This window comes from Micromonospora sp. NPDC023814 (genome assembly GCF_040639595.1).
Classification (GTDB): Bacteria; Actinomycetota; Actinomycetes; order Mycobacteriales; family Micromonosporaceae; genus Micromonospora.
This window is the reverse complement of record NZ_JBFAAF010000037.1, coordinates 1-20,649: the sequence shown is the minus strand read 5'-3', so window position 1 is coordinate 20,649 and position 20,649 is coordinate 1. Positions and strand designations below refer to the sequence as shown.

At 74.7% G+C, this 20,649-nt stretch carries 13 protein-coding genes and 1 pseudogene; 13 read left to right on the top strand and 1 reads right to left on the bottom strand.

All coding sequences use genetic code 11. The annotated features are described in order from the left end of the window. The first annotated feature begins 2 nt into the window (after positions 1 to 2). From AB0G14_RS20345 to AB0G14_RS20320, 6 genes are read left to right on the top strand one after another with little or no spacing between them, the layout of a single operon-like run. Positions 3 to 1,976, top strand: a complete 1,974-nt coding sequence (locus tag AB0G14_RS20345) for a CRTAC1 family protein (protein WP_357699540.1) — start codon at positions 3 to 5, stop codon at positions 1,974 to 1,976. After that, a complete protein-coding gene (locus AB0G14_RS20340) occupies positions 1,973 to 2,935 on the top strand; it encodes an enediyne biosynthesis protein (RefSeq protein ID WP_357699538.1) in 963 nt (320 codons plus the stop codon). The genes AB0G14_RS20345 and AB0G14_RS20340 overlap by 4 nt, the downstream gene beginning before the upstream one ends. Further along, a complete protein-coding gene (locus AB0G14_RS20335) occupies positions 2,932 to 8,691 on the top strand; it encodes an SDR family NAD(P)-dependent oxidoreductase (protein ID WP_357699536.1) in 5,760 nt (1,919 codons plus the stop codon). The genes AB0G14_RS20340 and AB0G14_RS20335 overlap by 4 nt, the downstream gene beginning before the upstream one ends. A gap of 2 nt (positions 8,692 to 8,693) precedes the next feature. Continuing rightward, the gene (locus tag AB0G14_RS20330; RefSeq protein WP_357699614.1) at positions 8,694 to 9,134 is read left to right on the top strand and encodes an acyl-CoA thioesterase; all 441 of its coding nucleotides are present in this window, start codon (positions 8,694 to 8,696) and stop codon (positions 9,132 to 9,134) included. Positions 9,135 to 9,139: 5 nt separating this feature from the next. Further along, positions 9,140 to 10,276, top strand: coding sequence for a PLP-dependent aspartate aminotransferase family protein (locus AB0G14_RS20325; protein ID WP_357699535.1), 1,137 nt, complete (start codon positions 9,140 to 9,142; stop codon positions 10,274 to 10,276). A gap of 56 nt (positions 10,277 to 10,332) precedes the next feature. Then, positions 10,333 to 10,992: a hypothetical protein gene (locus tag AB0G14_RS20320; protein ID WP_357699533.1), complete on the top strand. Its 660-nt coding sequence runs from the start codon at positions 10,333 to 10,335 to the stop codon at positions 10,990 to 10,992. A 127-nt stretch (positions 10,993 to 11,119) separates the two neighbouring features. Here AB0G14_RS20320 and AB0G14_RS20315 read toward each other — a convergent pair whose 3' ends face one another. Next, positions 11,120 to 11,845 carry a DUF899 family protein gene (locus AB0G14_RS20315; RefSeq protein ID WP_357699531.1) on the bottom strand — a complete coding sequence of 242 codons (726 nt, stop codon included), beginning with the start codon at positions 11,843 to 11,845 and terminating at the stop codon, positions 11,120 to 11,122. Positions 11,846 to 11,951: 106 nt separating this feature from the next. Between AB0G14_RS20315 and rfbA the strand changes: the two genes are divergently transcribed. The 7 genes and pseudogenes from rfbA (at position 11,952) to AB0G14_RS20280 (ending at position 20,466) form a co-directional block, all read left to right on the top strand. Continuing rightward, positions 11,952 to 12,845 (top strand): glucose-1-phosphate thymidylyltransferase RfbA, encoded by an 894-nt coding sequence (gene rfbA, locus AB0G14_RS20310; RefSeq protein ID WP_357699529.1) that lies wholly within the window; start codon positions 11,952 to 11,954, stop codon positions 12,843 to 12,845. Between the two features lie 109 nt (positions 12,846 to 12,954). Then, positions 12,955 to 13,806 (top strand): annotated as a pseudogene (locus tag AB0G14_RS20305) (class I SAM-dependent methyltransferase); the annotation flags it as partial. A 113-nt stretch (positions 13,807 to 13,919) separates the two neighbouring features. Then, positions 13,920 to 14,738 carry a crotonobetainyl-CoA--carnitine CoA-transferase gene (locus AB0G14_RS20300; protein WP_357699527.1) on the top strand — a complete coding sequence of 273 codons (819 nt, stop codon included), beginning with the start codon at positions 13,920 to 13,922 and terminating at the stop codon, positions 14,736 to 14,738. Further along, entirely contained in the window at positions 14,735 to 16,003 is a 1,269-nt protein-coding gene (locus AB0G14_RS20295; RefSeq protein WP_357699525.1) for a cysteine desulfurase, read from the top strand. Before AB0G14_RS20300 ends, AB0G14_RS20295 begins: the two co-directional genes overlap by 4 nt. Beyond that, positions 15,967 to 17,523, top strand: coding sequence for a TldD/PmbA family protein (locus tag AB0G14_RS20290; protein WP_357699523.1), 1,557 nt, complete (start codon positions 15,967 to 15,969; stop codon positions 17,521 to 17,523). The genes AB0G14_RS20295 and AB0G14_RS20290 overlap by 37 nt, the downstream gene beginning before the upstream one ends. A 23-nt stretch (positions 17,524 to 17,546) precedes the next feature. Further along, the gene (locus AB0G14_RS20285) at positions 17,547 to 18,896 is read left to right on the top strand and encodes a metallopeptidase TldD-related protein (RefSeq protein WP_357699612.1); all 1,350 of its coding nucleotides are present in this window, start codon (positions 17,547 to 17,549) and stop codon (positions 18,894 to 18,896) included. A gap of 367 nt (positions 18,897 to 19,263) precedes the next feature. Next, on the top strand, positions 19,264 to 20,466 hold the full coding sequence (locus AB0G14_RS20280) for a DUF6004 family protein (RefSeq protein ID WP_350687465.1): 1,203 nt from the start codon (positions 19,264 to 19,266) through the stop codon (positions 20,464 to 20,466). Positions 20,467 to 20,649: the final 183 nt, after the last annotated feature.

Genomic DNA, 20,649 nt, shown 5'->3' with positions numbered 1-20,649 from the left:
CCTTGTCGGCAATCATCACTATGTTCCGCCGGCAGATCGCCGGGCTGGTCGCGCTGGTGCTGCTCACCGGCATGTACGTGCTGGTCCGGCAGCCGGAGGCGAACGCCGACGAGCGGCGCGCCATGGCCCAGCCGTACCGGTTCACGCCGATGTCGCTGCCGATGCCGGGCGGGCTGCCGCAGCAGTCGATCCGCCGGGTCAACGGCGCGTACCAGCACCTGGCGGCGTGGATCTCCTCCGTCGGCGCCGGCGTCGCGATGAACGACCTGGACGGCGACGGGCTGGCCAACGACATGTGCGTCACCGACCCGCGCGTCGACCGCGTCGTGGTGACCCCGGCCCCGACCGCCGGCGCCGGGCGTTACCAGCCGTTCGTGCTGGACCCCGCACCGCTGCCGACGAACCCGTACATCGCCCCGATGGGCTGCCTGCCCGGCGACCTCAACGCCGACGGCCGCACCGACCTGCTCGTGTACTGGTGGGGCCGGACCCCGGTGGTCTTCCTGGCCCGGGCGGACGCGACCGGACTGTCCCGGGACGCCTACCACCCGGTCGAGCTGGTGCCGGGCGCGTCGACCGGCGGGAGCCGGTACGACGGGCCGAAGTGGAACACCAACGCCGCCACGCTGGCCGACTTCGACGGGGACGGGCAGCTCGACGTCTACATCGGCAACTACTTCCCCGACAGCGCCGTCCTCGACGACACCGTGCACGGCGGGATGGCGATGAACCGGTCCATGTCCAACGGCCTCAACGGCGGCGAGGACCACGTGTTCCGGTGGACCGGCGCCACCGCCGGCGCCACGCCGAGCGTCTCCTTCGCCGAGGTCCCGGACGTCTTCGACACCAAGGTCTCCCGGGGCTGGACCCTGGCCGTCGCCGCCAACGACCTCGACGGCGACCAGTTGCCCGAGCTGTACGTGGCCAACGACTTCGGGCCGGACCGGCTGCTGCACAACCGGTCGGAGCGGGGGCGGATCGCCTTCGCGCTGGTCGAGAGCCCCGGGCTGCCCGGCCTGACCCCCAAGTCCAAGCGGCTCGGCCACGACTCGTTCAAGGGCATGGGCGTGGACTTCGGTGACATCGACGGCGACGGCATGTTCGACCTGTACGTCGGCAACATCACCACCTCGTTCGGCATCCAGGAGAGCAACTTCGCGTTCGTCAACACCGCCGCCGACACCGGTGCGCTGCGCGCCGCGCTGCGGGCCGGCGAGGCGCCGTGGCACGACCGGAGCGCCGAGCTGGGCCTGGCCTGGAGCGGGTGGAGCTGGGACGTCAAGTTCGGCGACTTCACCAACCGGGGCGAACCGGCCATCGTGCAGACCGCCGGCTTCGTCAAGGGCGAGGTCAACCGCTGGGCGCAGTTGCAGGAGGCGGCCACCGCCAACGACGACCTGCTGTCCAACCCCCGCTGGTGGCCGAGGGTCGAGCAGGGCGACGACATCGCCGGCGGCCAGCACCTCGCCTTCCACGTCCGGGGCGCCGACGGCCGCTACGAGGACCTCAGCCATGAACTGGGCCTGGCCGACCGGGTGCCCAGCCGGGGCATCGCCACCGGCGACGCCGACGGCGACGGGCGGCTCGACTTCGCCGTCGCCCGGCAGTGGGACGCGCCGGTCTTCTACCGCAACGACAGCCCGGACACCGGGTCCTTCCTCACCCTGCGGCTGCTGCACGAGCAGGCGCCGGCCGCCGGCCCCCTCGCCGGGGCGGGGTCGCCGGTCGTCGGCGCGCACGTCCGGGTCACCACGCCGGACGGTCGGGTGCTCATCGACCGGGTCGACGGCGGCAGCGGCCACTCGGGCCGGCGCAGCAACGAGGTGTCGCTCGGTCTGGGCGACGCGACCGGCCCGGTGTCGGTCCACCTCACCTGGCGGGACCGGTCCGGCGCCCCGCACGAGCAGGAGCTGTCGCTCACCGCCGGTCGACACACCCTCACCCTCGGTTCGCAGGCTCGGGAGGTCTCGCGATGACGCAGAAGCCGGCGAAGGACCCGCGGATCACCGCGCTGCGCAGGTTCGCCATCTCCATCACCATCCTCAACGTCGCCGGCTACACCGTGCTCGGCTTCGAGCAGGCCTGGGCGTGGCCGCTGTTCGCGATCGCCACGGGCTACGCCGTGGAGCTCGTGCTGGAGACGATCGGCGCGCGGGCCGAGCACCGCCCGCCCCGCTACCGGGGCGGCGGCCTGCGGGGACTGGTCGAGTTCCTCTACCCCGCGCACATCACCGCCCTCGCGGTGAACATGCTGCTGTACGTCAACGACCGCCTGCCGGTGATGCTCTTCGCGGTGGCCGTGGCCATCAGCGGGAAGTGGCTGTTCCGGGTGCCGGTCAACGGCCGGCTGCGGCACTTCATGAACCCGTCGAACTTCGGCATCGCGGTGGTGCTGCTGCTGTTCCCGTGGATCTCCATCGCCCCGCCGTACCAGTTCACCGAATACCTCGAAGGCCCCGCCGACTGGATCGTCCCGGCGGTCATCGTCGTCTTCGGCACCATGCTCAACGCGAAGCTCACCGGCCGGATGTGGCTGATCGCCGGCTGGCTGGGCGTCTTCGTGCTCCAGTCGGTGGTGCGGGGGCTCGTGCTGGACACCGCCATCCTGCCGGCGCTGGCCACCATGACCGGGGTGGCGTTCGTCCTGTTCACCAACTACATGATCACCGACCCGGGGACGACCCCGTCACGGCCGCTGTCCCAGTTCGCCTTCGGTGGCGGAGTGGCCCTGGTGTACGGCGTCCTCACCGGCGCGTCCATCGTCTACGGCCTCTTCTTCGCCACCGCCATCGTCTGCCTGATCCGGGGCGGCTTCCTCTGGTCGCTGCACGCGGTGCGCGTCGCCGCCCGCGACGGCAGGGGCACGCCGCCCGCCGCCCCGGGGACCGTCGACGGCACAGTGCCACCCGTGGCCCGCGAGATGGTGCGGGCATGAGCAGGATCGCCGTCGTCGGCCTGGCCTGCCGCTTCCCGGACGCCGCCGGCCCCGGGCAGCTGTGGGAGAACGCCCTCGCCGGGCGGCGCGCGTTCCGCCGCCTGCCCGACGAGCGGATGCGGGCCGCCGACTACTGGTCCCCGGACCCGGCCGCCCCCGACCGCTACTACGCCGGCAACGCGGCCGTCATCGAGGGCTACGAGTTCGACCGGGTCGGGTTCAAGGTCAGTGGAAGCACGTACCGGTCCACCGACCTCACCCACTGGCTGGCCCTCGACATGGCCGCGCAGGCACTCGCCGACGCCGGGTACCCCGAGGGCGACGGGCTGCCGCGGGAGCGGACGGCGGTGGTCGTCGGCAACACCCTCACCGGCGAATTCACCCGGGCCGGCATGATGCGCCTGCGCTGGCCGTACGTCCGGCGCGTGGTGGGCGCCGCCCTCGGCGAGCAGGGTTGGGACGACGACCGGGTGGCGGCCTTCCTCGCCGACCTGGAGCGCTCCTACAAGGCGCCGTTCGCCGAGATCACCGAGGACAGCCTCGCGGGTGGCCTGTCCAACACCATCGCCGGGCGGATCTGCAACCACTTCGACCTGCACGGCGGCGGGTACACCGTGGACGGGGCCTGCGCCTCGTCGCTGCTGTCGGTGGTCACGGCCTGCCGCAGCCTGACCGACCTCGACGTCGACGTGGCGGTGGCCGGCGGCGTGGACCTGTCCATCGACCCCTTCGAGATGGTCGGCTTCGCCAAGACCGGCGCGCTCGCCGGCGACGAGATGCGCGTCTACGACCGCCGGTCCAACGGGTTCTGGCCCGGCGAGGGCTGCGGCATGGTGGTGCTCATGCGGGAGCGGGACGCGCTCGCGCAGGGCCGGCGCATCTACGCCTCGGTGGCCGGGTGGGGCGTCTCCTCGGACGGCCGGGGCGGCATCACCCGGCCGGAGGCGGCCGGCTACCGGCTGGCCCTGCGGCGCGCGTACCAGCGGGCCGGTTTCGGGGTGGACACCGTGCCGCTGTTCGAGGGGCACGGCACCGGCACGGCCGTCGGCGACGGCACCGAGCTGCGGGCCCTGAGCGAGGAACGCCGGGCGGCCGACCCGGACGCCGACGCCGCCGCGATCGGATCCATCAAGGGGATGATCGGTCACACCAAGGCCGCAGCCGGGGTGGCCGGCCTGATCAAGGCCGTGCTGGCCGTGCACCACCAGGTCGTTCCGCCGACCGTCGGGTGCGTCGAGCCGCACCCGGAACTCACCGCGGACCGTCCCGCGCTGCGCGCCGTACGGCGGGCCGAGCCGTGGCCGGCCGGCGCCGCGCAGCGGGCCGGCGTCACCGCGATGGGCTTCGGCGGCATCAACACCCACCTCGTCGTCGACGGCCCCACCCGCCCCCGCCGCCGGTCCCTGGACCGGCGGACGCAGCAGCTCGCCCGGTCCGTGCAGGACGCCGAGCTGCTCCTGGTCGACGCGGACACCCGCGACGAGCTGCACGACCGGCTGGACGACCTGCGGACGGTCGTGGCCGGGCTGGCCTTCGCCGAGCTGGGCGACCTCGCCACGACCCTGCACCGGGGCCAGCGCGGCCGCGCGTACCGGGCGGCGGTCGTGGCCCGGTCGCCGGAGGAGGCCGACCATGGCCTCGGACTGGCGGCCCGGGCCCTGGCGCCCGACGGCGCCGGGACACTGGTCGACCCGGCGCGGGGCGTCTTCGTCGGCCGGGTCACCCGGCCGGTCCGGGTCGGCTTCCTGTTCCCCGGCCAGGGCTCCGGCCGGGGCTGGGGCGGCGGGGCGCTGCGCCGGCGGTTCACCGAGGTGGACGAGGTCTACCGCGCGGCCGGGGAACCGCCCAGGGACGAGGCGGCCGGATCGACCGCGTTCGCCCAACCCCGGATCGTCACGGGCTCGCTGGCCGGGCTGCGCGCCCTCGCCGCGCTCGACATCGACGCGACCGTCGTCGTCGGCCACAGCCTCGGCGAGCTCACCACGCTGCACTGGGCGGGCTGCCTCGACGAGGACGAGCTGCGGGAACTCGTCACGCTCCGGGGCGAGGCCATGGCCAGGCACGCCGCGCCGGGGGCGATGCTCGGCGTCACCGCCGGGCCGGAGGAGACCGTCGCCCTGCTGGCCGGCACCAGCGCGGTGGTCGCGGGCTACAACGGGCCCCGGCAGACGGTCGTCGCCGGCGGCGACGACGTCGTGGCCGAGGTGGCCCGGCGGGCCGCGACGGCGGGGGTGAGCTGCACCCGGCTGCCCGTCCCGCACGCCTTCCACTCGCCGCTGATGACACCGGCGGCCACCGCCTTCGCCGAGCGCCTGCGGTCCCGCCGGTTCGGGCCGCTGCTGCGCCGGGTGGCCTCGACGGTGACCGGCGCCGTCCTCCCGTCGGACACCGACCTGCCGCAGCACCTGCACCGGCAGATCGAGGCTCCGGTGCGCTTCGCCGCCGCGCTGGCACGCGCCGCCGCCGAGGTCGACCTGTTCCTCGAGGTCGGTCCCGGCAAGGTACTCACCGGGCTGGCCCGCGAGCAGGCGCCGGACGTGCCGGCGCTGGCGGTCGACACCGACGCCGAGTCGCTGTCTGGCCTGCTCGGCGCGGTCGGCGCGGTGTACGCGCTCGGCGGCCCGGCCGCGTACCCGGCCCTGTTCGAGGACCGGCTGACCCGACCGTTCGATCCGCACCGCGCCCGCACCTTCTTCGCGAGCCCGTGCGAGGCGGCACCCGAGCTGGCCGGGCCGGCGCCGGCCGCGGTCGAACCGGTCCCGGCTCCGGCCCGGGCCGACGAAACCCCGATGCCGGCCGCCACCGGCGCGCTGGAGCTGGTGCGGCACCTCGTGGCGCAGCGCGCTGAGTTGCCGGTGGAGGTGCTCCGGGACGACAGCCGGTTCCTCGACGACCTGCACATGAGCTCGATCACCGTCGGCCAGCTCGTCAACGAGGCCGCCCGCGCCATGGGGCTCTCCGCGGTGGCGATACCGACCAACTTCGCCACCGCCACCGTCCGCGAGATGGCCGAGGCGCTGGAGGCCCGGGAGCGCGAGGCCCCGCACGAGCGCGCGGACCTCGTCGCCGGCGTCGCGCCGTGGGTGCGGACCTTCGTCGTCGACCTGGTCGACGAGCCGCTGTCGGTGACGGACCCGACGGAGCCGTGCGGTCGCTGGCAGGTGTTCGCCGACCCCGACCACCCGCTCGCGGACGCGCTGCGCCGGGCGCTGGAGGCGGGTGGCGTCGGCGACGGCGTGCTGGTCTGCCTGCCGGACGAACCCGACGAGGAGCACCTGGCCGTCGCGGTGCGCGGGGCCCAGGCGGCGCTGCGCCAACCGCCCGGCGGGCGGCTCGTGGTCGTGCAACCGGCGGCGCGGGCGGGGGCGGTGGCCAAGACCGCCCGGCTGGAGGGCGACCGGCTGCGGACCACCGTCGTGACCACCCCCCTCGACCCGGCCGCGGTCGACCGGGTGGTCGCCGACGTGGCCGCCACGGAGGACTTCACCGAGGTGGTGTACGACCCGGGCGGCGCCCGCCGGGTGCCCGTGCTGCGCCCGCTGCCCACGTCCGGCACCGGGCCGGACGCGCTGCCGCTGGGTCCGGCCGACGTGCTGCTGGTGACCGGCGGCGGCAAGGGCATCACCGCCGAGTCCGCGCTGATGCTGGCCCGGGAGAGCGGCGCCCGGTTGGCCGTCCTCGGCCGGTCCGACCCCGCCGCCGACGAGGCCCTGGCCGGCAATCTGGCGCGGCTCGCGGACGCCGCGTCCGACCTGCGCTACCTGCGCGTCGACGTCACCGACGCCGCCGCGGTGGCCGCCGCGGTCGCCGCGGTCACCGCCGACTGGGGCCCGGTGACCGCCGTGCTGCACGGCGCCGGGCAGAACACCCCGGCCGCGCTCGTCGACCTGGACGAGGCGGCCCTGCGGGGCGTGTTCGCCGCCAAGGTCGACGGCCTGCGGGCGGTCCTCGCCGCGGTCGACCCCGCACGACTGCGCCTGCTGGTCACGTTCGGCAGCATCATCGGGCGGGCCGGACTGCACGGCGAGGCGCACTACGCCGCGGCGAACGAGGCGCTGGCCGAGCTGACCCGGGAGGTGGCCGCGACGCGGCCGGGGTGCCGCGCCGTCTGCCTGGAGTGGTCGGTGTGGTCCGGGGTCGGCATGGGGGAGCGGCTGTCGGTGGTCGAGTCGTTGAGCGGCTCCGGCGTCACCCCGATCAGCCCCGACGACGGCCTGCGGGTCCTGCGCGAGGTGGTCGCCGACGACACGCTGCCTCCGGTGGTGGTGGTCACCGGGCGCACCGGCGGCGTGGAGACCCTCCGCTACCACCGCTCCGAGTTGCCGCTGCTGCGCTTCACCGAACGGCCGCTGGTGCGTTACGACTGCATCGAGCTGGTCTGCGAGGTCGACCTGGCCCGCACCACGGATCCGTACCTGGAGGACCACCGGCTCGACGGCGACCTGCTGTTCCCGGCGGTGCTCGGGTTGGAGGCCATGGCCCAGGTGGCCACCGCCCTGGCCCGGCACCCGGGAGTGCCCGTGATCGAGGAGGTCCGGTTCGACCGCCCGGTGGTCGTCGACCCGGACACCGGCACGACCGTACGCATCGCCGCGCTGGTCCGGTCGGAGCAGGTCATCGACGTCGTCCTGCGCAGCGCGGCGACCGGTTTCGCGGCCGACCACTTCCGCGCCCGGCTCCGGTTCGCGCCGGACGAGACCTACCCGGCGTACACCGCGGCGCCGGCGCCGGCGGAGCTGCCGGCCGTACCGCTCGACCCGGCCCGCGACCTCTACGGCGACGTCTTGTTCCAGGCCGGTCGGTTCCGCCGGATCAAGGGCTACCGGCAGGTCGCGGCGCGCGTCGCCGAGGCCGAGGTCGTCACCAGCGACGCCGCCTCCTGGTTCAGCGCCTTCCTGCCGGGCCGGCTGGTGCTCGGCGACCCGGGCGCCCGGGACGCGTTCATGCACGGGATCCAGGTGTGCGTGCCGGACGCGACGCTGCTGCCGGAGGGCATCGACCGGATCTGGTCGGCGGGCCCCAAGTTGTCGGCCACCGAGGCCGTGACGATGACCGCGCGGGAACGCGAGCAGCACGGCACCGCCTACGTGTACGACGTCGTCGTCCGGGACGCCACCGGCGCGGTGATCGAGCACTGGATGGGCCTGCGACTGCGCGCCGTGCGTCCGCACGCGCCGCGCGGGTCCTGGCCGCCCGCGCTGCTGGGGCCGCTGCTGCAAAGACGGCTCGCCGAGGTGTTCCCCGGCGACATCGCCGTCGCCGCCGCGCCCGGCGGCGGGCCCCGCGACTCCGGCGCGCTGCTCTCCCGCGCGCTGGGCCAGCCCGTGGTGGTGCGGCACCGGCCCGACGGACGGCCGGAGGTCGACCTGCCGTACACCGTCTCCGTGGCGCACTCGGCGCCGCTCGACCTCGCCGTCGCCGGGGACGGGACGCTCGCCTGCGACGCCGAGCCGGTGGCCGCCCGCCCGGCGGACGTGCGGCACGACCTGGTGGGTCGGCACGGCGCCGTGGCGGCGCTGCTCGTCGCGGAGGTGGGCGACCCGCCGGACGTGGCGGCCACCCGGGTCTGGTGCGCGGAGGAGTGCCTGCAGAAGGCCGGCCGCCCCGAGGGCCGGCTCACCCTGCTGCCCGGGGCGCTCCCGGACGGCTGGGTGGTGCTGGACGCCGGCGACGTCCGGATCGCCACCCGGGTCGTCGCGGTGGCGGGAGCGGCGGCGCCGACCGTGGTCGCCGTGCTCGGCGGGGCGGGGCGGTGAGCATGCCGCGCTACTACGAGTACCGGCACGTCGTCGGCTTCGAGGAGACGAACCTCGTCGGCAACGTGTACTACGTGAACTACCTGCGCTGGCAGGGCCGGTGCCGGGAGATGTTCCTGCACGAGCACGCGCCGGAGATCCTCGACGAGCTGCGCGCCGACCTGAAGCTGTTCACTCTCAGGGCCGAGTGCGAGTTCTTCGCCGAGCTGGCGCCGTTCGACCGCCTCGCGGTCCGGATGCGGCTGGTCGAGCTCAGCCAGACCCAGATGGAGCTGGGCTTCGACTACCTGCGGCTCGGCGGCGACGACCTGCTGGTCGCCCGGGGGCGCCAGCGGATCGCGTGCATGCGCGGGCCGAACGGGCGCACCGAGCCGGTCCGGGTGCCGGCCGGCCTGGTCCGGGCGTTCGCCCCGTTCCGGGCCGCCACGGTGGGGCAGGGGTGAGCGGCATGCGCTTCGACACCCGGCTGGTGCACGGCGGTCGCCGGCCGTCGGCGGGCACCGGGGACGTCGTCCCCCCGATCCACGTCTCCACCACGTACGAGCGCCGGGCGCAGGACGAGCCCCGCTACTTCTACGGCCGGGGCGAGAACCCCACCCGGGAGGAGCTGGAGGAGTGCCTGGCCGGGCTGGAGCGGGCCCCGTTCGCCACCGTCTTCTCCTCCGGCCAGGCCGCCGCCGCGACCCTGCTGTCGCTGGTGCGGCCCGGGCAGTGCGTGGTGAGCACCGACGACGTGTACGCCGGCACCGACGGGCTGTTCGACCTGGCCGCGCGGCAGGGCGTGCGGGTGCGGTACGCCGACCTGACCACCCAGGAGGGGATCACGGCGGCCCTGGCGGAACCGGACCTCGCCCTGGTCTGGATCGAGACACCGACCAATCCGTTGCTCACCGTGGTGGACGTCGCCGAGGTCAGCCGGCGGGCGCACGAGCGGGGGGCCCGCGTGGTGGTCGACAACACCTTCGCCAGCCCGGTGCTCCAGCAGCCGCTGGCGCTCGGCGCCGACGTCTCGCTGTACAGCACCACGAAGTCCATCGCCGGCCACGCGGACGTGCTGGGCGGCGCCCTCGTCTACCGCGACGCGGACCTGCACGCCGCGGTCCGGGCGTACCGGACGACGGCCGGGAACGTGCCGGGGGCGCTGGACTGCTTCCTGGTCCGCCGGGGGTTGCACACCCTGTCGCTGCGGGTGCACCGGCAGGTCGCCACCGCGCGCGTCCTGGTGGAACGGCTGCGGGCGAGCCCCGCGGTCGGCGCCGTCCACTATCCGGGGCTGCCCGAGCACCCGCAGCAGGCGGTCGTCAAGGCCCAGATGAGCGCCCCCGGCGCGATCGTCTCCTTCGACTACCTCGGCGGCCCGGCCGAGCAACTGCTGGACCGGTTCACGCTCTTCACCTGCGGCGTCAGCCTCGGGGGCGTGCACTCCCTCGTGGAGTGCCCGGCCCTGATGACGCACCGTCCGCTGTCGGCCGAGGCCCGCTCGCGGCGGGGCATCGGTGACTCGCTGATCCGCTTGTCGGTCGGCATCGAGGATCCGCACGACCTCGCCGAGGACCTGTCCCGGGCGCTGGCGGGCGGGCCCTGAGCCGGCCGTCCGCCCGCGTCCCGCCGTCCACCCGCCTGCCACGAAAGGGGCCGTCCATGGCCATCCGCGAGATCGACACGACGTTGCCGGTCGTCCGGTCGCTGCCCGCCCCGGGGCGCTACCTGTGCGGCCTCACCTTCGACGGCGAGTTCTTCTGGCACTCCGACCAGGAGGCCGGCGAGATCTACGCCCTCGCCCCGGACACCGGCGCCGTCGTGCGGACCCTGTCCTGTCCCCGGGCGCGGGCCGACCTCACCGTGGGCGGCGGCGCGCTCTGCCAGGTCGGGGGCCGCCCGAAGCGGATCCTGCTGATCGACCCGCTCACCGGCGAGGCGCTCGGCGAGAAGGAGGTGGCCCCGCCCAGCGGCCGGCTCTGCGGGGTGGAGACCACCGGCGTGGCGATGTGGATGGGGCTGCGCGGGCCGTCGGTGGTGCAGCTCCGCGACGTCGCCACGATGACCGTCCAGCGTGAGTTCCCGGTGCCCGGCGTGCCGTCCGGGCTGACGGTGGCCGGTGACCTCGTGGTCTACGCCGACTTCGAGGGGGCGATGCTGCGGGCGGTCGACGCCCGGCACGGCACGCTGCGCGGACAGGCGCCGGTGGCCGGCCGTCCGGTCGGCCTGACCTGGGACGGCGCGCTGCTCTGGTACGCCGACTTCGCCGGCCGCCGGCTGGCGGCGGTGCGGCTGCCCGACCTGCTCGCCACCGGGTCGTGACCCGGCGGTGAGCGCCCGCCGCCGGGCGGGGCCGGGACGGTGTCGTGCCGGCCCGGGCAGGCCGCCGGGCCGGACGCGCGATCGTGCCGGCCCGGGGACGCCGCGGGCCCGGTCCGAGGGCGGGCCGTCAGGCCGGGGCGGGGGACGTCGCCGGGCCGGGGACGTAGTCGTTGCCGGCGTACCAGTCGCCGCGGCCCTGAGGCAGCAGGTCGAGGACGTTCCAGACCGGGCTGAGCAGGTCGATGCCGCGCTCGCCGCCGTCGGGGAAGCTCGCGGGGGCGGAGTAGAGGTGCCGTACCCGGTCGCCCTCGGCGCGCAGCACGCTGGCCATCGGTCGTTGCGTGCCGTCCGGGTGCTCGGCGCGCAGGTCGGCATTGAAGGACGTGCCGTGGCTGGACAGGATCCGCAGGCCGGTCCAGCCCCGCCGCCGGGCCCAGGCCCGCAGCCGGGGCAGCGGCGCCTTCGCCACCACCGCCACGGCGGTGTGCCGGCGCAGGTGCGGAAGCACCCCGTGGAAGCCGTCCACCCACAGCGAGCACATGGGACAGGCCTCGGCGGCGTCCGGTGCGAACATCAGGTGGTAGACGAAGAGGGTCTCGTGCTCCTCGAACAGGTCGCGCAGCCGGACGCTCCGGGCCGGCCCGGGCCGGGCCAGGTCGGCCGGCCCCTCGGCGAGCCGGTAATCGCCCAGCAGCGGGCCGGGTGGCAGCCGTCGCCGTGCCGCGGCCACACGTTCGAGCTGGTCCCGCAGGTCCTGCTCGGCCGCCGCGAGCGCCCGCCGCGCGGCCACGTACGCGCCGTCGGCGCCGGCGGGCCAGCTCGGCAGCCCGGTCTCCTGGTCGACGTCGGTCATGTGCGGCTCCCTCCACGACGGTCGGGCCATCCCCGGGCAGGCTACCCGCCCGGCACCCGACGTGATGTTTCCACCACGCGCAGGCGCCATGCGCTACGCTTTAAAAATGCGTGGTGTTTTGCTCGCTGGTGGCACCGGATCCCGGATGTGGCCGGTGACCCGGGCGGTCTCCAAGCAACTGATGCCGGTCTACGACAAGCCAATGATCTTCTATCCGCTGAGCACCCTCGTGACGGCCGGTGTGCGGGAGATCCTCATCATCACGCGCCCCGACGAGCAGCCGCTGTTCCGGCGCCTGCTCGGTGACGGCGGCCAGTGGGGGCTCGACCTGCGGTACGCCGTGCAGGGGCGCCCGGACGGCATCGCCCACGCGCTCCTGCTCGCCGCGGAATTCCTCGCCGGCGGCCCGGCCATGCTCATCCTCGGCGACAACATCATCCACTCCGCCGAGCTGGACCGGCAGCTCGCCGAGCTGACCGGGGTGGACGGTGGGCTGGTGTTCGGGCTCCCGGTGGCGGACCCGCGGCCGTACGGGGTGCTCGACCTCGACGAGTGCGGCGCGGTGCGCGACATCGTGGAGAAGCCCTTGGTCCCGCCGTCCCGGTACGCCGTGCCCGGCCTCTACGTGTACGGCGCGGACGTCGTCGCCATCGCCGCGGAGCTGACGCCGAGCGCCCGGGGCGAGTTGGAGATCACCGACGTCAACCGGGAGTACCTGCGCCAGGGCCGGCTGGAGGTGCGGCTGCTCGGGCGGCGCACCGCGTGGCTGGACACCGGCCGGTTCGGCGACCTGATGAAGGCGGCCGAGTACGTGCGCGTGATCGAGGAGCGGCACGGCGTCAAGGTCGGCTGCGTCGAGGAGGCGGCCTGGCGGGCCGGGCTGCTCGACGACGCGGCGATGCGCCGCCTGGCGGTGCCGCTGCGTGCCAGCGGGTACGGCGACTACCTGCTGCAACTGCTCGACGGCGAGCGTCCGGCGCGCCCGGCCGCCGTCCGGTGAGGGCTCGGGTGTCGGCGGCGGGCAGGTGATGGCAAGCGCACGCCGTTGCCCGACCAACTTGTCAATCATATAGTGATGTGAGGCCGAGTTCGCCTGCGAGGAGAGCGACATGACCGCCGTCCGGTTCGACTCCGTGGCCTTCAAGGCCGAGCAACGTGACACCTGGAACGCGGTCAGCGCCGGGTGGGACTTCTGGCAGGACCGCTACGAGCGGGCCGCGGCGCCGGTGACCGACTGGCTGCTGCGCGCCGCCGGGCTCCGCCCCGGTCACCGGGTGCTCGACGTCGGCTGCGGCACCGGCGAGCCGTCGGTCAGCGCCGGCCGGCTGGTCGCCCCCACGGGCCGGGTGCTCGGCATCGACCTCGCACCGGAGATGGTCGACCGGGCCCGCCGCTGCGCCGCCGGCCTCGGCCACCCGATCGAGTTCGCCGAGTCCGACGTGGAGGCCCTCGACCTGCCGGCGCACTCCTTCGACGCGGTGCTCAGCCGATGGGGGCTGATGTTCGCGGTGGACCGGCAGCGCACCCTCGGGGGTCTGCACCGCCTCCTGGCTCCCGGCGGCGTGCTGGCCGCCGCCGTCTGGGGGCCGCCGGAGGCGAACCCGATGACCTCGCTGGGCTTCCGGACGCTGGCCGCGGGCCTGCCGGTCCCCCCACCTGGCCGCCCCGGCCCGTTCAGCATGTCCGACGCCGAACGCACCCGCGCCGACCTGCTCGCCGCGGGCTTCACGGACGTCGGCACCGAGTCCGTCGGGATCGCGATGCGCTTCGCCTCCATCGACGAGTACCTCGCGTACACCCGCGACGTGACGCCGCCCGGTGTGCTCGCCACGGTGCGGCGGCAGCTCGGCGCCGACGCGGAGCGGGCGGGTTGGGAGCGGCTCGCCGAGGCCGCCGCCGCCTTCGCCGACGCGGACGGCGTGCTCACCCTGCCCGGCTCGGCGCTCTGCCTGCGCGCGCGCCGCCCCGCCGACGCCGCCGACGTGCCCGCCGACGCCGCCAACGTGCCGGCCGACGCCGGCCGGCCCGAGGCGGCCGGATCCGGCCCGCCGGGGGCCGGGCCGGGGAGGGCCGGATGACCGCGGCCTGCCCGAGCGCGCCACGCCCCGCCCGTCCGCCGGCCGGCCACCCCGGCCTGCTCGCGCTGGCCCAGTCGTACGTCGACGACGCCGCCGCCCGCGGTGAGCTGCCGCGCCGGGACCTGGGTGGGTTGCCCGGCACCCGGGTGCGCGTCGACCCGGAGTTCTGCCGTACGGTGGCCCTGCACTTCGACCGGGCGCCCCGGCGGGACCTCGGGCCGGACCTGGCGGCCCGCTACCGCCGGTTCACGGAGGAGAACCTGCGCCACTTCGCCCTGCTGGCCCGGGCGGGGATCCGCGTCGAGCCGTGGCGGGGCCCCGGGCAGCCGTACCGGGGCGCGGCGGACCTGGTCGACCGCCTCGCCCGCACCGGCGTGCTGCACGTCTACCTGACCCGGGACGGCCACGGCCCGGACGGGCCCGCCCCGGACCATCCGCTGTGCGCCCCGTCGGGTGTCACGGTCGGCGGCGTACCGCTGCTGCACAACGACATCTTCCGGGCCGTGCACGACGTCTTCGGTCACGTCATGCTCGGCGCCTCGATGGGGGTGGCGGGCGAGTTCCTGGCCGCGTACGGGCACATGGCGATGTACTCGCCCGAGGTGCATCCCGTCGTCTTCACCGAGCAGGTCAGCCAGATCTGCTGGTTCTTCCACGGCCCGCACCTGGCGGACCGGGCCGGGCGGTGGCCCCGGCGCGGCGAGCCGGGGTGGATCCCCCCGTCCGAGCGGCCCTACCCGGAGCAGAAGCTCTTCCCCTGCCCGCCGGGTTTCCTCGACCGCTTCACCGCAAGCTTCACGGAGGAAGCAGGATGACCGACACGGCTGCCCATCCCCTGTCCGCGGTGCGGGCCGAGTTCCCGTTCCTCGACGCGGCCGGGCACGGCCCGCCGCTGGCCTACCTCGACAACGCCGCGACGACGCAGAAGCCCCGGTCGGTCCTCGACGCGGTGGTCGACTTCTACACCACGGCGAACAGCAACATCGGGCGCGGCTTCTACGAGCTCAGCCGCCGGGCCACCGGCCGCTACGAGGACGCCCGGGAGGTGGTCCGGCGGTTCGTGAACGCCGCCCACGCCGACGAGATCGTCTTCACCCGGGGCACGACGGACGCGGTGAACCTGCTCGCCGACACCTTCGCCGAGCGGATCGTCGGCGCCGGCGACGACGTCGTGGTCACCGGCATGGAGCACAACTCCAACCTGCTGCCGTGGCGCCGGCTCTGCGAGCGGCGCGGGGCGAGGCTGCGGATCGTGCCGTCACCGGCCGGCGGGCCGGTCCGGCCGGAGGACCTGGCCGCCGTCCTGGGCCGCCGGACCCGCCTCGTCGCGGTCAGCCACGTCTCCAACGTGCTCGGCACCGTCAACCCCGTGCGGGAGCTGGTCCGGGTGGCGCACGACCGGGGCGTGCCCGTGATCGTCGACGGCGCGCAGGCGGTCGCGCACCTGCCGGTCGACGTGCGGGAGATCGGCGCGGACTTCTACTGCTTCTCCGGCCACAAGGTGTACGCCCCGATGGGCTCCGGGGTGCTCTACGGCCGGCGCGAGCTGCTCGCCGACCTGCCGCCGTACCAGGTGGGCGGCGGGACGGTCAAGGGGGTCTCGCACGACGCCCCGGTGTCCTACGTGCCGGTTCCGGCGCGGCTGGAGGCCGGCACCCCGGACATCGGCGCCGCGGTCGGGCTCGCCACCGCGTTGACCTGGCTGGACGGGCTCGACCGGGACGCGGTGCGGGCACACGACGCGGACCTGGTCCGGTACGCCGTCGCGGTCCTGCGCGACGTCGACCGGGTGCGGGTCGTCGGCGACCCGGCCGCGGACCCGGCCGGCATCGTCTCCATCGCCGTGGACGGCCTGCACCCGTACGACGTGGGCGGGCACCTCGACGCGCACGGCATCGCCGTGCGGTCCGGCGTGCACTGCGCCAGCGCGTTCCTCGACGACCTGGGGCTGCTCGGCACGGTGCGGCTCTCCTTCGCGGTCTACAGCACCCGCGACGAGGTCGACCGGGTCGCCGAGGCGCTGCGTACCGTGCGGGCGGGGGAGTGGACCACCCAGTACCCCGACATCCGGTTCCGGTGACCGCCGGGCCCGCCCCGGCCGCCGCCACGGAACCGGGATTCGACACGCTGCCGGCCGGGGAGTTGGCCCTGGCCGCGCTGGAACGGGCCCGCCGGCTCGGCGCCTCGTACGCCGACGTGCGGCTGCGGCGGGTGCGGGCGCTGCGCGAGCGGGTCCGCGACGGGCAGCCGGAGGGCACCCAGGAGAGCGTCGAGACCGGGGCCGGCGTGCGGGTCCTCGTCGACGGCACCTGGGGTTTCGCCTCGGGGGTGGACCTCTCCCCGCCGGGCGTCGCCGAGCTGGCCGCCCGGGCCTGCGAGCTGGCCCGGATGCTGCGCCCGCTGCGCGGCGCGCCGCCCCGGCTGGCGCCCGAGCCGGTCCACGGGCCGGTGGTGTGGGAGTCGCCGTGCGAGGTGGACCCCTTCGCGGTGCCCGCCGCCGAGCGCACCGCCCTGCTGGCCCGCTGGTGCGCGATCCTGCGCGACGGCGGCGCCGACCTGGCGGAGGCGTACCTGCAGGTGTTCCGCGAGTCCACCGTGTACCACGACAGCGAGGGCCGGCGCGTCCGGCAGCGGCGGACGTGGCTGCACCCGATGGTGGTCGGGTTCCGGATCGACGCGGACAACGGCACCTTCGAGACCATGCGCACCCTCGGGCCGCCGGCCGCCCGCGGCTGGGAGTACCTGACCGGGACCGGCTGGGACTGGGCGGGCGAGCTGGCCCGCCTGCCGGGGCTGCTGGCCGAGAAGCTCGCCGCCCCGTCCGTCGAGCCGGGGGAGTACGACCTCGTCATCGACCCGACCAACCTCTGGCTGACGATCCACGAGACCGTCGGGCACGCCACCGAGCTGGACCGGATCCTCGGCCGGGAGGCGGCCTTCGCCGGCACCTCGTTCGTCACCCCCGACGACATCGGGTCGCTCCGCTACGGCTCGCCCGCGATGAACGTGGTCGCCGACCGCACCACCCCGCACGGGCTCGCCACGATCGGCTACGACGACGACGGCGTGGCCGCCCGGTCGTGGCCGCTCGTCCGCGACGGCGTGCTGGTCGGCACGCAACACGACCGGCAGACCGCCGGCGCGGCCGGGCTGGACGGCTCCACCGGCTGCGCGTACGCCGAGTCGTACCGGCACCTGCCCGTGCAGCGGATGCCGAACGTCTCGCTCCGCCCGGCGCCGGACGGGCCGGACACCCGCGAGTTGATCGGCCGGGTGCGGGACGGGCTGTACGTCGTCGGCGACAACAGCTTCTCGATCGACATGGCGCGGGTGAACTTCCAGTTCACCGGGCAGCGCTTCTACCGGATCCGGGACGGCCGCCTGGCCGGCCAGGTGCGGGACGCCGCGTACACGGGGACGACGCTGGAGTTCTGGCGGTCGCTGGAGGCGGTGGGCGGCCCGCAGACCTGGCTGCTGTCCGGTGCGGGGCAGTGCGGCAAGGCGCAGCCGCTGCAACTCGCCGCCGCCGGGCACGGGTGCCCCTCGGCGCTGTTCCGAGGCGTACGCGTGACCAGCACCCGGACGGAGGCGCCCGCGTGAGGACCCCGAGCCCGCAGGAGACGGTGGAGATCGCCCTCGGCGCGGCGGGCGGCGACGACTGCGTGGCGATCGTGGAACAGGGCGCCGACGTGCACCTGCGGTGGGCGGACAACGCGCTGACCGGCAACGGGAGCGGCGACGAGCGCCGGGTGTCGGTGGTGGCCGTCGCGGGCGGCCGGGTGGGTGCGGTGTCGCTGTGCGGGCCGGCCGACCGGGCCGAGGTGGTCGCGCTGGTCGAGGCGGCTCGGGCGGCCGCCCGCCAGGCGCCGCCGGCGCCGGACGCGCGGCCCCTGCCGGCCTCCGGCGCCGGGTCGCCGCACTGGGAGGACCCGGTCCCGGCGGCGCCGCCGACGGTGTTGACCGGGCTGGTCGACCAGTTGGCCGCCGGGTTCGGCCGGGCGCGGCGCGGCGGCCGGGTGCTGCACGGGTACGCCGAGCACCGGATGCGCAGCACGTTCCTCGGCACCTCCACGGGTGTGCGGCTGCGCCACGACGAGCCCGCCGGGCACCTGGAGCTGACCGCGCGTGACCGGGACGGCTTCCCGGTCTGGACGAACGCCGTGACCACCGACTTCGGCGACGTCTCGGTGGCCGCGCTGCAGGACGAGCTGGACCGGCGCCTGCACTGGGGCCGGCGACGGTTCGAGGTGCCGCCCGGCCGGTACGAGTGCCTGCTGCCGCCGACCTCCGTCGCCGACCTGATGAACTACGCCTACACCACGGCGGGAGCCCGGGCGGCGGCGCAGGGGCGGACGGTCTACAGCGGACCGGGGGGCCGGACCCGGATCGGGGAGCAACTCGCCGGCGTGCCGCTGACCCTGCGCAGCGACCCGGCGGCCGACGGGCTGCGCTGCGCCCCGTTCCTGGTGGCGCCCGCGTCGACGCCGACGAGGTCGGTGTTCGACAACGGCCTCCCGCTGGGCGCGACCCGCTGGTGGGACCAGGGTCGGCTGCGGTCGCTGGTACACACCCGCGACAGCGCGGACGAGTTGGGCATGCCGCTCACGCCCGCGGTGGACAACCTCATCCTGCAGGGGCCGGGCGGTGCGTCGCCCGCCGACCTGATCGCGACGACCCGGCGTGGCCTGCTGGTGACGAGCCTCTGGTACATCCGTGAGGTGGACCTCGCCACCATGGCCCTCACCGGGCTGACCCGGGACGGCGTCTACCTGGTGCGCGACGGCGAGGTCGTCGGGGCGGTCAACAACTTCCGCTTCAACGACAGCCCCCTGGCGATGGCCGCCCGGGTCACCGAGGTGGGCCGGACCGTGCCGACCCGGGCCCGCGACTGGGGCGACGCGGTGGCGCGTACGGCCATGCCGATGCTGCGCGTCCAGGACTTCCGGCTCACCGCGGCGACCCACGCGGTCTGACCGCCCGATCCGACCGGCGCAACTCTGGCAGCGGCTGCCCTCCGGCACGCCGCGGCTTGACGCCGGCGGCCCGTCGCGGATGGGCGCGGCCTCACCCGAGCATGCGGGGGCACTCCTACCAGACGGCCCGAAGCGGTATACGAACGAATAGCGTCGGTGGGATATGCGCCTACGGGGATTCAACCCTCCGTATTGGATGATCCCCTTGAACCATCAGTGAAACCGGACATTATTTCGCAAACGATCACTGTAGCCCCGTTGACAGTCACTTTAGAAAACAATAGCGTTCGGGTCAGTGGTCCTCCCGGGTTGAGCAGAGCGTCACAGAGGGCGTCAGGGCATCCGGGGCAAACAGGGAGGTGGAGCCGTGACTGACACGGCGAGAGAGACCTACGAGTCGCTCAACATCGAGCCGAAGCCGCTGCGGCCGCACATCCTGGCTGCGGCGACGGTCGTCTTCGGTGACGACTACTACGGCGGCCGTCGGGAGACGATCAACCTGTCGGGCTTCGTGCAGATGAACAAGTGGCCGATGCCGGGGTTCAAGCACACCGTCGACGAGGACGGCACGGCGAGCTTCAACCTGGAGCTCATCAGCGCCCCCGAGGTCGGCATCAAGGGGTTCAGCTACACGCTGAACGACCGGATCCAGATCCTGTCGAACCCGTACCTGCCGAACACCGGTCACATCAAGCAGATCGTGCCCGGCAAGAACTTCCCCGCGGAGTTCTACATCCGGCGGTTCGGCATCCTGGAGACCAGCACCATGCGGCTGGCCCACCGGGGTGTCATCGACGTCAAGGGGATCGTGGACGGCCTTCCGCCGTACAAGACCCCGCTCACCTCGCCGTTCCTCGGCCGCCCGTACGGCGACCAGGGTGAGGTCATGCCGGCGCACAACGTGGTCCGGGGCACCAACCTCCCGGCCGCGTGGTACCCGTCGAACGACGAGAACGAGGCCGTCGGCAACACGCCGAGCGCCTTCTTCGCGTCGAGCATCGGCCCGTGCGTCTCGATGCTGGTCGACCCGTCGATCATCATCCAGGCCTCGACCGAGGCGAAGATCAAGGTCGAGGTCAACGGCCGCACCGAGGAGATCGAGCTCGCCGGCGACTACCCGCTCGCCGCGGGCGCCGAGATCCTCCTCTTCGGGCCGGAGAAGCACGACCAGGGCTCCGGGGTGCTGGCCCAGCTCGCCCGCGTGGCGCTGGTGGGCAACAGCCCGGCTCTCGGCGGCAAGGTCATGCTGCGGGCCAGCTTCTTCACCGTCTCGGGCGGCCAGCTCGGCGACGGCAACGAGGAGAGCCTGAGCCGGCTGCGCTACCCGGGTGAGCTGCACTTCGACGCTCACTTCGAGCTGGTGACCCCGTCCGCCACGCTCTACGCGGCGGCCCCGGTGCACCTGAGCGGCCAGCTCAAGGACATCGAGCCGACCGGCACGCTGCTGACCGCCGAGCACGCCGACGCCGCGCTGCGGACGAAGGACGGCGAGTCCCGGGCGCGCCTGACCGGTGTGTCGATGAAGCTGGGTGACGCGCTGGTGGGCTCGGAAGCCTACGTCAGCGCGTGACGACCAACCGCCGTTGGTAGTCCCGAAAGACGTCGTCCCGGGTGGCCTCCTGTCACCCGGGACGGCGTCACTCTCCAGGGGTGGCAGACATGTTCGAGCGGTTCACCGACCGAGCGCGACGGGTTGTCGTCCTGGCCCAGGAAGAGGCCCGGATGCTCAACCACAACTACATCGGTACGGAGC